12 protein-coding genes are annotated in these 13,124 nt (G+C 44.7%); 7 read left to right on the top strand and 5 right to left on the bottom strand.

What is annotated here, in order from left to right; translation table 11 throughout:
* The first annotated feature begins 5 nt into the window (after positions 1–5).
* From ICN36_RS10325 to ICN36_RS10295, 7 genes are all read left to right on the top strand, one after another.
* A complete protein-coding gene (locus ICN36_RS10325) occupies positions 6–572 on the top strand; it encodes a 5'-methylthioadenosine/S-adenosylhomocysteine nucleosidase (protein ID WP_216228247.1) in 567 nt (188 codons plus the stop codon).
* Positions 573–721: 149 nt separating this feature from the next.
* Positions 722–1,210, top strand: coding sequence for a MarR family winged helix-turn-helix transcriptional regulator (locus ICN36_RS10320; protein ID WP_216228246.1), 489 nt, complete (start codon positions 722–724; stop codon positions 1,208–1,210).
* Positions 1,207–2,685 carry an efflux transporter outer membrane subunit gene (locus ICN36_RS10315; protein ID WP_216228245.1) on the top strand — a complete coding sequence of 493 codons (1,479 nt, stop codon included), beginning with the start codon at positions 1,207–1,209 and terminating at the stop codon, positions 2,683–2,685. Before ICN36_RS10320 ends, ICN36_RS10315 begins: the two co-directional genes overlap by 4 nt.
* A 20-nt stretch (positions 2,686–2,705) precedes the next feature.
* Positions 2,706–3,674 carry an efflux RND transporter periplasmic adaptor subunit gene (locus ICN36_RS10310; protein ID WP_216228244.1) on the top strand — a complete coding sequence of 323 codons (969 nt, stop codon included), beginning with the start codon at positions 2,706–2,708 and terminating at the stop codon, positions 3,672–3,674.
* 9 nt (positions 3,675–3,683) lie between these two features.
* Complete coding sequence (locus ICN36_RS10305) at positions 3,684–5,216, top strand: DHA2 family efflux MFS transporter permease subunit (RefSeq protein WP_216228243.1); 1,533 nt, start codon at positions 3,684–3,686, stop codon at positions 5,214–5,216.
* 118 nt (positions 5,217–5,334) lie between these two features.
* Entirely contained in the window at positions 5,335–6,489 is a 1,155-nt protein-coding gene (locus ICN36_RS10300; RefSeq protein ID WP_216228242.1) for an alkane 1-monooxygenase, read from the top strand.
* Between the two features lie 9 nt (positions 6,490–6,498).
* The gene (locus ICN36_RS10295) at positions 6,499–8,097 is read left to right on the top strand and encodes a GMC family oxidoreductase (RefSeq protein ID WP_216228241.1); all 1,599 of its coding nucleotides are present in this window, start codon (positions 6,499–6,501) and stop codon (positions 8,095–8,097) included.
* A 19-nt stretch (positions 8,098–8,116) separates the two neighbouring features.
* Here the strand turns inward: ICN36_RS10295 and ICN36_RS10290 are convergent, their stop codons facing one another.
* Genes ICN36_RS10290 through ICN36_RS10270 form a run of 5 tightly spaced genes read right to left on the bottom strand, consistent with a single transcriptional unit; the run spans position 8,117 to position 13,113 of the window.
* The gene (locus tag ICN36_RS10290) at positions 8,117–10,375 is read right to left on the bottom strand and encodes a molybdopterin cofactor-binding domain-containing protein (protein WP_216228240.1); all 2,259 of its coding nucleotides are present in this window, start codon (positions 10,373–10,375) and stop codon (positions 8,117–8,119) included.
* Positions 10,372–10,824 (bottom strand): (2Fe-2S)-binding protein, encoded by a 453-nt coding sequence (locus ICN36_RS10285; protein ID WP_216228239.1) that lies wholly within the window; start codon positions 10,822–10,824, stop codon positions 10,372–10,374. The genes ICN36_RS10290 and ICN36_RS10285 overlap by 4 nt, the downstream gene beginning before the upstream one ends.
* A gap of 59 nt (positions 10,825–10,883) precedes the next feature.
* On the bottom strand, positions 10,884–11,648 hold the full coding sequence (locus ICN36_RS10280) for an enoyl-CoA hydratase (protein WP_216228238.1): 765 nt from the start codon (positions 11,646–11,648) through the stop codon (positions 10,884–10,886).
* A gap of 5 nt (positions 11,649–11,653) precedes the next feature.
* The gene (locus ICN36_RS10275) at positions 11,654–12,634 is read right to left on the bottom strand and encodes a nitronate monooxygenase family protein (RefSeq protein ID WP_216228237.1); all 981 of its coding nucleotides are present in this window, start codon (positions 12,632–12,634) and stop codon (positions 11,654–11,656) included.
* Positions 12,635–12,657: 23 nt separating this feature from the next.
* On the bottom strand, positions 12,658–13,113 hold the full coding sequence (locus ICN36_RS10270) for a DUF2147 domain-containing protein (protein ID WP_216228236.1): 456 nt from the start codon (positions 13,111–13,113) through the stop codon (positions 12,658–12,660).
* Positions 13,114–13,124 lie beyond the last annotated feature (11 nt).

Here is a 13,124-nt window from a genome sequence, read left to right as displayed (position 1 = left end):
CCAATATGAAAACAGAACTCCTCATTATTACCGCATTAGAGTCCGAGCTCAAGCGTGAGTCCCTCCCAAGAGGTGTAGAGATTGTGTATTCGGGTGTTGGAAAAATTAATGCTGCCATGACTTGCATCAAAGCAATACACCAATACTCACCAAAGAGAATATTGAACTTTGGTACCGCAGGAAAAATCAAGTCGGAATTGAACGGCTTATTGGAGATAGGTAAAGTTATCCAGCGCGATATGGATGCTGAGCCATTGGCGCCACGCGGCAGCACTCCTTTTTGCGCCCGTCCACAAGAATATCTTTCTACGGGGAATTTTCTGTGCGGCTCTGGGGATAGCTTTGTGACCTCTTATGATTCTTGGTTGCATAGCCAAGGTGTGGATGTAGTAGATATGGAGTTGTTTGCCATTGCTGCAATCGCATATGAGCATCAAATACCTTGGCAGTCATTTAAATACATTACGGATGAGGCTAATGAAGACTCTGGGGAAGACTGGCAGGCAAAAGTTCATCACGGCCAAGAGCTTTTTTTGGCAGCTTTGAGTCAGTCTCTTGCAGACTACTCCTAGTTAGCCGTTTCCTTAATTTGAGCAAAATCTTCCTAATTCACCCTAATTAAGGGTTTTACCCTCATTAGGCTCTTCTTGATTGCGGTGGAGCCGCACGGGGCAAAATAAGCTCTTGTGTTATAAAATTCATTGACTAGTCAATTAGTTTTATGAAAAACACCAGCCCTGCGCCATCATCTTTCTATACCCCAGATAATTACTTCCCGCAGGGCAGTGTTGCATATTTGATGTTGCGTAATAAATCAAGCTATCAACGCCTAGGTGATTTGAAGCTGGCCGATCTTGGGATTACCGCAGCGCAGATGAGCGTGTTGCTCCTCGTTTCACATTCTGAAGCAGCTACGATTTCTTCCGTATCGCAAGCGTTGGGAGTTAATGCTGCAGCAACTGTGCGCGTGGTGCAAAAGCTAGAAAAGATGAAACTCATACAAAAAATGCCTTCCAAAAAGGACGGTCGGGTAATTGGCGTATCTCTCACTGCTGCCGGAAAGAAGGCTGCAATATCGATTCCACCGCTATGGTGCAATCTATTGAATCAGTCATTGAATGGTTTCACGCAAAAAGAATTTGAGCAATTGCGCGATTTCTTATTGCGAATTGAAAAAAATAATTTACAGCAACTTGAGGTGAGCTCATGAGGTGCTTACGTTGGGCGTTTAGCTTAGTCCTAATGACATCTATAGGCTCGCTCCTGTCGGCTTGTGCCTTTTTTCCTAGACAGGCTTTACCTGAGCAAATAGTGAAACCTATTGACGTGCTTGAGCCAAAGCTAGCTTTACAGGACAATATCAATAACAGCAGCGCCAATCCTATTGAAGATGCGTGGTGGACGGCATTCGGTGATCCGCAGTTAAATCGATTAATTCAACTGGGGCTTAAGCAGTCTCCTAGTTTAGATACTTCAGGCGCAAGGATAGCGGCAGCCCAAGCGATGTTAGAAAGTGAAAGGGCGGCATTTATTCCTCAGGTAAGTGTTGGAGGTCAGGTTGATCGACAACAACTTTCACAAAATTATATTTTTGTGCCTGGCATGCCTATTTACACTGGATACGGACTAGCCAATGCTTCGCTGAGTTGGTCTCTGGATATTTGGGGAAAGCAAAAGAAGTATTTTGATGCCGCCAAGAATCAGGTGCTTGTTGCTCAAGCAAATTACAAAGCCTCAGAACTTCTTCTCTCGACAACGATTGTGCGCGTTTATTTTGACTATGACCATATGGTTCAGGCTCGAGCACTTTATGCGAGGGAGCTTGAGGTCAGAAAGAATTTACTGCGCATTGCCATTGACCGTCAACACGCAGGTCTAGTTGATGCGTTGATAGTAAATCAACGCAAAGTAGAGCTAGAGTCCGCTCAGGCTAATTTAAATCAGTCTAATTTGAGTGTGAAGATGATGCAGCATCAACTTGCTGCTTTGGTTCAAGAGGGCCCAACCTGGGGCGAATCGCTCAAGGCCCCCTCTATTCAGGCAAACAATCTTAGTCTCCCCGAAGTTATCCCATCCGATCTATTGGAGCGCAGGCCTGATTTACAGGCATTGTTAAGTCAGATTGATGTAGCAAAGCTACAGCTAGAAGGTGCAAAGTTAGAGTACTTGCCGGACGTGAATCTTGTGGGCTTCATCGGAGTTCAATCATTTGGCTTATCCCAACTTTTTTCTAGCAGAAGTCAGCAATTTAGTATCGGCCCTGCGATAAATCTGCCAATCTTTGATGGCGGCGTAATTGATGCTAACGTAACTGGCAAAGAAGCGAATCGAAACCAAGCAATTGCCTCATATCAGGAGCAGCTTGCACAAGCTTTGCGTGAGGTTGCCGATAGCATTGGATCCGTGAAGAATACACAGGCTAATTATGAGGGCTTCGCTAATGCCGAGATAAGCGCCAGAAGAAATTTTGAAATTACGCGTAGTAGAAGCGAGGTTGGCATCGCCTCCAAAGAAGCGTCTTTAACTGCAGAGCAGGCTTATCTGTTGCAGGGGCAAAACTATGCAGATGCCAAATCCAAAATGTTAACTGCCAATGTGGTGCTCGTTCAGGCCTCAGGTGGATCTTATCTTCAGTCTAAATCTGAATCTAAAACTCAAGCGAAATTAAGCCGACAAACCCAATAAGTATTTCACTCAGAATATCAATGGACACTACTACAAACAATGGCGGTTTTAATCGACCAAAAGCTTTCAAGATCTTTTTCGCGATCCTGATTGGCATCTTTTTTTTAGGGCTGCTGTACTGGCTTATTTTTAGCCGTAATTCAGAATCTACTGATGATGCATATGTAGCAGGTTCTCAGATTCAGGTTGTATCCCAAATAGAAGGAGCGATTGCCACTGTCAATGTTTCTGAAACCCAATCTGTCGAGGAGGGTCAAATACTCTTTAGGATTGACCCTACAGAAGTGCAGATTGTGTCAGAAAAAGCAGATATCGATTTGCGTAATGCGAATGCAGATTATCAAAAGCGTAAGGCCTTACAAGGCGATGCCAGTGTGTCAAAAGAGGAGCTGGAACACTCTCAGTTGGCCTTGCTAAAGGCGATAGCTAATGCCCGCCAAGCCTACATCAATCTGCTTCGAGTTGATGTTCAAAGTCCAGCCAAAGCCACAATAGCAAAGCGGTATGCTCAAGTTGGCCAGCGCGTAGCTCCAGGCACTCAGCTAGCACTGATGGTTGCTGGCGATCAGATTTGGGTGGATGCCAATTTTAAAGAAGATCAGCTCAAAAATATTCGCATTGGACAGCCTGTCAAATTAGAGTCTGATATTTATGGAGGTAAGATGGAATTTCATGGAAAGGTAGTAGGCTTTGCCCCTGGAACAGGTTCCACTTTAGCTCTCTTGCCACCTCAGAATGCCACAGGAAATTGGGTAAAAGTAGTGCAGCGCTTACCTGTGAGAATCGCACTGGATAGTAATGAATTAAATAAATATCCTCTAAATATTGGCTTATCAATGAATGTCAAAGTTGATACCAGCAATCGCGATGGTAGTTCACTACAAGCGATGGATAAAGGCCCGATTAGCGACACTACTATTTATCAAAAGCAACTTGATAAGGCTGAGCGCCATATTCAGTCTTTATTGATGAACGCTAAGAAGTCATAATTAGTCCTCATGAGTGCGCCTGAGCTAGAACCCCTCAAGGGATATAAGCTGGTACTTGGAACCTTGGCTTTTGCCTTGGGTTCCTTTATGAACGTTCTCGATATGTCCATTGCAAACGTTGCTTTACCAACAATTGCAGGAGATTTTGCTATTAGCCCCACTCAAGGGACTTGGGTTATTACTTCCTATGCAGTTAGCGAAGCTATCTTTTTGCCATTAACCGGCTTCCTGGCCAAGAGAATTGGCGAGGTGCGTCAGTTTATCTTCGCGACGATACTTTTTACGATAGCTTCAATGCTATGTGGGTTGGCGCCATCCTTCGAGGTATTGGTCATTTCTCGTATTTTGCAGGGCATTGTTGGCGCTTCAATGATTCCGCTTTCCCAAACCTTGATCATGAAATGTTATCCGCCAGCAAAGCGGGGTATGGCATTGGGTATTTGGGCGACAACTACCATAGTGGCGCCTGTATTGGGGCCCTTAATTGGCGGTTGGCTTACCGATAATTTGGTGTGGCGTTGGGCTTTCTATATCAATTTGCCATTTGGCATTTTGGTTGCTGTGATGGTCTACTGGTTGTATGGTGCTCCAAAGCCTGAGTCCTCTAAAGAGAAAATTGATCTTATTGGTATAGCGCTACTAGTTGCTGCTGTCTCCTCGATGCAAATTGCCTTAGACAAGGGTAGTGAATTAGATTGGTTGTCATCATCATTCATTGCAACTTTAGCAACGATCTCCCTGATCTCTTGGGTTGCCTTTGTTCTCTGGGAGTTAGGCGCAGAGCACCCCATTGTGGATTTACGCTTATTTAAATTGGTCAACTTTCGCACATCTGCCATTTGCTTAGGCCTTGGATCTTTTGCGTTTTACATCTATATTGTGATCGGCCCTTTATGGCTGCAAACCCAATTGGGCTATACCGCATTTAACTCTGGCAAGGTCATGGCAATCACTGGAGTATTGGCTTTATTTTGTGGCCCTTTATTTGGAGCCAATATCCATCGCATTGATGCGAGAATCATTGCCACCATTGGATTTGCCGCCATGGCTATTGGATGCTGGATGGCTGCTGGCTTTACAACGGGCGTCGATGAAAAAACACTAATGTTTGCTCGCCTTATTATGGGTGTAGGTATTGCAGGATTCTTCATGCCGATGTCTGCAATTTCTATGTCGCAATTAAGGGGCAGTCAGATTGCCTCTGGTACTGGTATATCCAACTTCCTAAGAAATGTGGGTGCTAGTGTAGGAACAGCAGTTGCCACTACGCTCTGGCAAGACAATGCGATTAGACAGCATGAGAACCTCATGAGCAATATTCAGACAGGTAATCTTGCATACCGACAATTGATGGATGCCGCCGCCCAACTTGGTATGACGGAAATGCAGCGATATGCCTTGGTTGATAACTTGGTTACCTCTCAGGCATTCATGCTTTCAACCAATCAGCTAATGCTATTGGCAGGCCTCATTCTGGTGGCGCTGATGCCCCTAATTTGGTTATCTAAACCTCCATTCGGATCGGGCCTTATCGGTCACTAATCAGGCTTTAATGGTGCCCCATCATTAGGGATTCTACTGAGATACTTTGAGCATAGCGCCTAAAAAATGCAGACCATCTAATCAAGCAATTTTTTTGTGTAGAGTCTAAGATGTGGTTATGAATGGCATAACTACAATCCAAAATCCAGAGTGGAATGATAAGCGCTGGCTTTGGTTATTTAGCCCAACCATTCCATTTGCTTTTACCGCCTCTATTCTGGCATTCGTATTGACGGGTCATTGGCTCTATTTGCTTTTTGCCCCAGCCATTATTCATAGTGCTCTACCAATCTTAGATCTGACTTTTGGTGAAGACTTTAGTAATCCTCCAGAATCCGCCGTGAACAACTTAAATAAAGATTTCTTTTATCGCGCGCTGGTTTGGCTCTATGTTCCGTTTCAACTCATTGGAACAGTTTATGGAACTTGGCTGGCAGCGACTCAGTCTTTAGATTGGTATGCCTACATCGCTTTAGTATTTACCGTGGGATCAATCAACGGTATTGGCATTGGAACTGCACATGAGTTAGGGCATAAACAAGAGTCTGTAGATCGCTGGCTTTCTAAATTGGCATTAGCTTCCAGTATGTATGGCCACTTCTTTGTGGAACATAACCGCGGCCATCACAAGCGGGTGGCAACACCAGAGGATCCTGCTAGCGCCCGTATGGGAGAAAGTTTTTGGGTATTTCTGCCGCGTACTGTATTGGGCAGCCTAATTTCCGCATGGGAATTAGAGCGAGAACGCTTAAAAAGAAAAGGAAAGGGTGTTTGGAGTATCCAGAATGAAAATCTCCAAGCTTGGTCTTTAACCGTTCTCTTGTATGGTGTTCTCATACTTTGGTTGGGATGGGCAGCCCTGATCTTTCTTGTCCTTCAGGGCATCTACGCTGCCTCGATGTTGGAGGTTGTTAACTATGTAGAACACTACGGACTATTGCGTCAAAAAGATCAAAATGGTGAGTATGTGCGCTGTGCACCAGAGCACTCTTGGAATAGCAACCATATAGTTGGAAACATTTTGTTGTATCACCTACAGCGTCATTCTGATCATCACGCCCATCCAACTAGACGTTATCAAGCGCTGCGACATTTTGATAAAGCACCGCAATTACCGGGTGGGTATGCATCCATGATTACCTTGGCTTACTTTCCACCATTCTGGTTTGCCTTGATGGATCATCGTGTAGTGAAACACTACACTGGTGATCTAAGTAAAATAAATATTCAGCCATCGGCCAGCAGAAAACTATATCAGCGCTGGTGCAATTAAGGAGACAGCATGACTTCACATAGCTATGACTATGTTGTGATTGGCGGAGGATCTGGTGGCTCAGTTGTGGCAGGGCGCCTAAGCGAAGATGCCAGCACCTCAGTAGTGCTACTAGAGGCGGGCGGCAAGGGCGATAGTTGGGTTGTGAAGACTCCGGCTGGCGCTGTTGCTATGCTGCCTACCCCATTAAACAATTACGCTTATGAGACCGTAAGGCAATCGGGCTTAAATGGACGTCGTGGATATCAACCCAGAGGAAAGTGTCTTGGAGGCTCCTCAGCAATTAATGCAATGATTTATATCCGCGGCCATAAATCGGACTATGACCACTGGGCAGCATTAGGAAATGATGGCTGGTCATATCAAGACCTGCTACCTTATTTCAAAAAAAGCGAAAATAACGCCGCTATAGCTGATGAGTTCCACGGAAATGATGGCCCTTTACATGTTTCCAATCTTCAATCCCATAATCCCTTTCAACAATTTTATTTAGAGGCCGCTAAAGAAGCTGGATTTAATATCAACCATGACTTTAATGGCGAGGAACAAGAGGGTCTGGGTATCTATCAAGTGACTCATAAAAATGGTGAGCGTTGGAGTGCTGCGCGCGGCTATATTCATCCATATATGGGCAAGCGCTCTAATTTAAATGTTCAAACTGGCGTTCAAGTCGAGCGCATATTATTCGAAGGTAAGCGTGCAGTTGGTGTGAGCTATAACCAAGGCGGCAAGCGGTATAGCATTCGCGCAAATAAAGAAGTGATCTTGTGTGCCGGCGCCTTTAACTCCCCTCAATTGTTAATGGTTTCTGGAGTGGGGCCTGAAAAAGAACTGCAAAAGTTTGGCATTCCGCTGGTCCATGATTTGCCAGGCGTTGGTCAAAATCTACAAGATCATCCCGACTTTATCTTTGGTTATTCTGCAGATAGTCTTGATCTAATTGGCATTTCACTTGGCGGCACAGTCAAACTTACGGGTGAGATTGTGAAGTATGTTCGCTCTCGCGAAGGCCTGTTGGCGACCAACTTTGCCGAAGGAGGTGGATTCCTGAAAACGGATCCGAGCTTAGAGGCTCCAGATGTGCAGTTGCATTTTGTGGTTAGTCTAGTAGACGATCATGCAAGAAAACTCCATATGGCTCATGGATACTCATGTCACGTATGCGTTCTTAGGCCGAAGAGTCGTGGTCAAGTAACATTAGCTAGCGCAAGTATGAATGAATCACCCTTAATTGATCCTGGCTTCCTAAAAGAAGATGAGGATCTAGAGACTTTAGTTAAAGGCTATAAATTAACTAAAAAATTAATGGATACCCCAACGTTTACTAAGATTCGTAAGAAAGATATTTTTACGCCTTATGTAAAAACAGATGATGATATTCGTCACATTATCAGGCAAAGATCAGATACCGTGTATCACCCAGTGGGTACCTGCAAAATGGGTAATGACCCAATGGCAGTCGTCGACTCTCAATTAAAAGTTCATGGAATTGAGGGTCTAAGGGTGGTTGATGGATCGATCATGCCAACCCTTATTGGGGGCAATACCAATGCGCCCATCATCGCAATCGCTGAAAAAGCAGTTGATCTTATTCGAGCCGAAGCTTAAATAAGTTTCATTCCAAAAGCTAAGCTAATAAAGGTAGCTTTCTGATGCGGTTGCCAGTTAATGCAAATAATGCATTACTGAGGGCTGGGGCAATAGGAGGCACACCTGGCTCACCCACACCTGCTGGCGCCCTCGTGCTGGGCACGATCCAAGTCTCTACTTGGGGTGACTCTGCCATACTCATCATTGGGTAGCTAGTGAAATTCGTTTGCTGAACAACACCATCTTTGATGTCTATCTTGCCATACAAGGCTGCCGTTAATCCAAAATTGACTGCGCTTTGTATTTGCTGGGCAACTGTATTGGGGTTAACTACTGTGCCACAGTCAATTGCACAAACTACTTTATGGACCTTAGGCTTTCCATTCTGAATGGATGCTTCAATGACTTGCGCCACAATCGAGCCGAAGGATTCATGCAGTGCAATTCCTCTGGAATGACCGCTTGGAAGAGGTCCACCCCAATTTGCTTTTTTGGCAGCAAGTTGTAAGACCGCTAAATAGCGCGGCGCATCTGTAAGCAGGGATTCTCTAAAAGCGAGTGGGTCTTGTTGAGTTGCATAAGCCAATTCATCAATGAAGCTTTCTAGGAAGAAGGCGTTTTGTGAATGACCAACAGAACGCCAATAACCAACTGGTACACCCATATGAGTTGATATATGAGAAATGTGCTGATTGGTAAAGGCATATGGAAAGTCAAATAGTCCTTCTGATGCTGTTTTATCTGGGGCATCAATTGGACCAGCCAAAGGAATGGAAACCCGCTCCATCCATCGGGGGGTAATGGCGTCACCAGCAGAGACAATGCGCAAGCTATCTACTTGACCTTTTTCATTGAGGGATGCTTTGAGCTGGGTAGCTTGCATTGGTCGATAAAAATCGTTGGCCATATCTTGTTCTCGAGACCAAGTTAGCTGAACAGGTCTCCCATCAGTAGTCATGGCAACTTGCACAGCTTGGGAGACAAAATCAAGCTCTAGGCGTCGTCCAAATCCACCGCCCAATAGAGTCACATGAAGATTTACTTTCGCAACTGGAACATTGGCGATTTTTGCAGCTAGTGCTCTCGCTAGTCCTGGAATTTGAGTTGGCACCCAAACATCCACTTGACCATTTTTAATTTGCACAGTGCAATTCATTGGCTCGAGAGTTGCATGTGCCAAATAGGGAGCAGAATAGCTGGCTTCGATAACTTTTCTGGCCTTCTTCTCGGCCTCTGTTGTATCACCTGTTTTATAGAAAGTAAATCCGTTATCCGTTTTTATATTTTCTTGGAGTGTCTTTAATATTTGATCGGTATTGATGGCGCCATCTTTTCTCTCGGCCCACTGAACTTTGACTTGTTTTGAGCCTTGCATGGCATCCCAAGTTGTTTTACCAACAACGGCAAAACCATTGGCTGATCCTGCATAGCTCTTGAGCGGAACAATCTTAAGTAACCCAGGTACATTCTGGTTTGTGTCTAGCTCCTTAATGCTGCCACCCATCATTGGAGCTTGAACTATAGTTGCATAAAGCATGTTTGGAAGTCTGATATCTATTCCAAATATTGCTGAACCATCCGTCTTTGATGGGATGTCTACGCGTTTCGTATCCCTGCCAATAACTTCCCATTCTTTGCGATCTTTTAACGCCACTTCATTTGGCGTTAGAGCTGCAGCCTTTTTAGCAAATTCTCCAAAGTTGGCAAAATTTCCACCAGGACCAATAATTTTTCCATTTGCTACCTGTAGATCTTTGGTGGGTACATTCCATTGTTTGGATGCAGCCATTAGCAGGCTAGCTTTTGCTGTGGCTGCAGCATAACGTAAATTGAGCCACGAATCTACTACTGAAGTAGAGCCACCAGTAGCATTGATGCCCAATTCACGAGCAACTTTGCCAACAAGCCATTCACCACTTTTCATAATGAAAGGTTTTTCACCGTCATTGACGACAGGATGGAGCGGTAGGGCTCCCATAAATAGCGCTACATTGCCGTAAATACCGTCATAAGCAGCCTGGTGAAGATAAATACTAGTCATTGGGACGTTTAATTCTTCTGCCACAAGCATCATCAGGGCATTAAAAATACCTTGCCCCATTTCGCTTTTATTCATAGCTAGTCCTACACTGCCATCTGGAGCAATCTGAATCCAACCATTGAGTGAGATGGCCCCCTCATCAGCGTAGAAATTATCAGGCTTACCCAGTCTTGAGCGGGCAGGCAGAGCTCCCCACCCTACAATCAGTGCACCAGCTATGCCCAAAGTGCTGAGGATCATGGTCCGACGTTTCATGATTGCCCCCTTGCTGCAGTATGAATGGCAGCTTTGACTCTTTGGTAGGTTCCACAACGGCAAATATTGGACATCGCTTGATCAATATCAGCATCGGTTGGTTTAGGTTTTCGTGCCAATAAATCTGCCGCTGCTAATAACATCCCACTTTGACAATAGCCACATTGTGGAACTTGTTCTTTAATCCAAGCGGTTTGAAGAGGGTGGGGCTTCTCTGAAGTGCCTAAAAATTCAATGGTGGTAATTTTTGCGCCAGTGACACTTTCCACCGGGGTTACACAGGAACGAGTGGCTCGACCATCAATAAGAACAGTGCAAGCGCCGCAAGCCGCAATTCCGCAACCATATTTCGTGCCGGTCATATTTAAAACATCGCGAATCACCCACAGCAGAGGCATGCTAGGATCCACCGTCAACTGAACTGTTTTACCGTTAATGGTTAATTGCATGTGTTCTCCTTAATAGATAAATCTAGGAATGTTGCATTTTCAAAAAATAGAAAACGCTCTTAATCCAACCCATTAAAATTGGGAGTACGCTTTTCTAAAAAAGAGCTTAGAGCCTCTTTAGCCGCTGGACTATGGAGTCTATCGATAAAAAGTTTGCCTTCAATATCAATTTGATTGAGTATTGCGGTTTTAAGGGCACCATCTTTTAATAAAGACTTTGTGCGTAAAACAGAGCCCAAGGAGAGGGCGGTTAGTTTTTTAGCTTGTTTCTCAGCATAAGGCAGTGCAGATGGCTCTGAAATTACTTTATTAATAAATCCAAGTCCCATGGCTTCATCAGCGCTGATGGGTTCACCAAAAAGCAAAATTTCCGAAGCTCTTTGATGACCAATAAGCCTTGGCAACAATAAAGAGACTGCACCTTCTGGCACCAAACCCAGTGAGACGAAGGGAAAGATAAAGCGCACCTCTTTTTGGGCATATACCAAATCACAATGAAACAATAATGTTGCTCCAATACCAACTGCAACCCCATCAACTGCCGCAATCAAGGGTTTGCTAAGACCTGCAAGTACCTTTAATAAATTAATCGGTGGGGCATCTTCATGGGTGATGGGCGATTTCATGAAATCGGCAATATCATTTCCTGCGGAGAAGGCATTACCAGCGCCAGAAATCAACATCACCTTTACTTGAGGGTTTTGATCTCCATCAGATAGTATCTGCGTAAGCTCACGATACATGGCGTTGGTAAACGCATTCTTTTTTTCGGGGCGGTTCAGCAGTATCTTAAGAACGCCGTCTTCTAGGTGGTGATTAATCATGCGAATTAAGCAGTATCTTTGAGTAATTTTGCTTTCATTAGATCGTATTCAGCCTTTAAGCGACCTATAAATTGCGCTGTAGATGTAACTGCTTTCACAGCCCCAATACCTTGGCCGCAACCCCAGATATCTTTCCAGGCTTTTTGCGCCGCACCACCAAAGTTCATTTTGCTCGGATCACTTTCAGGCAGATTATCTGGATCTAGGCCTGCATTGCGAATAGATGGCGCTAAATAGTTGCCGGATACACCAGTAAATAAGTTGCTCAAGACAATATCATCCGAGTTGCACTCGACCACCGCTTGCTTATAAGCATCGCTTGCCCGCGCTTCTTCGGTGGCGATGAATGCCGAACCAATATAAGCATAGTCAGCGCCCATAGCCTGAGCCGCCAAAACGGCGCCGCCTGTTGCAATTGAGCCGCTCAGTACTAGCGGGCCTTTAAACCATTCCCGAATTTCCTGAATTAATGCAAAAGGACTTTTAATTCCTGCATGTCCACCAGCGCCAGCTGCAACGGCAATTAAGCCATCAGCACCTTTCTCAATTGCCTTTTTGGCAAAGGCATTATTGATGATGTCATGTAATACGATGCCGCCATAACTATGTGCGGCAGTATTAATTTCTTCGCGCGCACCGAGGGAGGTGATGATGATAGGTACCTTGTATTTGACGCATAGCGCCATATCATGCTCAAGACGATCATTGCTCTTATGCACAATTTGGTTGATTGCAAATGGTGCCGCAGGCTTATCCGGGTGCTCGCGGTTATAAGTTTCTAAAGCGGTGGTGATTTCAATCAACCATTCTTCAAGTTGTTCGGCTGGCCTGGCATTAAGGGCTGGCATAGATCCAATGACACCCGCTTTGCACTGGGCAATTACCAATTTAGGATTACTGACAATGAAAAGAGGGGCCGCGATGACGGGTAAATTACCATCCGCCAAATGTTTGCGAAGAACTTCTGGAAGCGGTAAGTGGCTCATATTGATTTCTAATAGTGTGTTGATTACTGTTCGGCCTTGTACCAAACTTGGGTACGACCCAGTAATGGAACGCCAATATAGCCACGGACATCCATTTTCTTACCATCTTCAGTCGTGATTTTGACTCGATAGATTTCGCCTTCTTCTGGATCTAGAATTTTGCCGTCTGACCAAGCCCCTGGTTTATCTCGTTTGAGGTCGGTCATGATCTTCATCCCAAGAATAGGCTTATCTTTGCGATCATCTTTGCACAGCGTGCAATACACCAAAGGCTTTTCATTCGGTTTTGGAAAGGTTTTAATGATGGTGCCTTCAAGTTTGCCATTCACCTCATCAATCTTGATTAAAGAAGAGGGTTCATTTGTTTTGTCATTAATCGTCTTCCAAACCCCGATGGCTGGATCGATGGCTTGAGCGTATGCATTTCCAGCAAGCAGACCCAGAAAGCAGGCCGATAGAATGAATTGTTTTTTTAACATTCTGTTGTCTC

The organism is Polynucleobacter sp. UK-Gri1-W3 (assembly GCF_018881595.1).
Taxonomy (GTDB): domain Bacteria; phylum Pseudomonadota; class Gammaproteobacteria; order Burkholderiales; family Burkholderiaceae; genus Polynucleobacter.
Note: the sequence above shows the minus strand (reverse complement) of the source record. Positions and strands in the feature narration are given on the sequence as shown.

Excerpts from the sequence above, each read along its gene's own strand:
- ICN36_RS10325 (WP_216228247.1), top strand. The coding sequence starts at position 6 with ATGAAAACAGAACTCCTCATTATTACCGCATTAGAGTCCGAGCTCAAG.
- ICN36_RS10320 (WP_216228246.1), top strand. The coding sequence starts at position 722 with ATGAAAAACACCAGCCCTGCGCCATCATCTTTCTATACCCCAGATAAT.
- ICN36_RS10315 (WP_216228245.1), top strand. The coding sequence starts at position 1,207 with ATGAGGTGCTTACGTTGGGCGTTTAGCTTAGTCCTAATGACATCTATA.
- ICN36_RS10310 (WP_216228244.1), top strand. The coding sequence starts at position 2,706 with ATGGACACTACTACAAACAATGGCGGTTTTAATCGACCAAAAGCTTTC.
- ICN36_RS10305 (WP_216228243.1), top strand. The coding sequence starts at position 3,684 with ATGAGTGCGCCTGAGCTAGAACCCCTCAAGGGATATAAGCTGGTACTT.
- ICN36_RS10300 (WP_216228242.1), top strand. The coding sequence starts at position 5,335 with ATGAATGGCATAACTACAATCCAAAATCCAGAGTGGAATGATAAGCGC.
- ICN36_RS10295 (WP_216228241.1), top strand. The coding sequence starts at position 6,499 with ATGACTTCACATAGCTATGACTATGTTGTGATTGGCGGAGGATCTGGT.
- ICN36_RS10290 (WP_216228240.1), bottom strand. The coding sequence starts at position 10,375 with ATGAAACGTCGGACCATGATCCTCAGCACTTTGGGCATAGCTGGTGCA.
- ICN36_RS10285 (WP_216228239.1), bottom strand. The coding sequence starts at position 10,824 with ATGCAATTAACCATTAACGGTAAAACAGTTCAGTTGACGGTGGATCCT.
- ICN36_RS10280 (WP_216228238.1), bottom strand. The coding sequence starts at position 11,648 with ATGATTAATCACCACCTAGAAGACGGCGTTCTTAAGATACTGCTGAAC.
- ICN36_RS10275 (WP_216228237.1), bottom strand. The coding sequence starts at position 12,634 with ATGAGCCACTTACCGCTTCCAGAAGTTCTTCGCAAACATTTGGCGGAT.
- ICN36_RS10270 (WP_216228236.1), bottom strand. The coding sequence starts at position 13,113 with ATGTTAAAAAAACAATTCATTCTATCGGCCTGCTTTCTGGGTCTGCTT.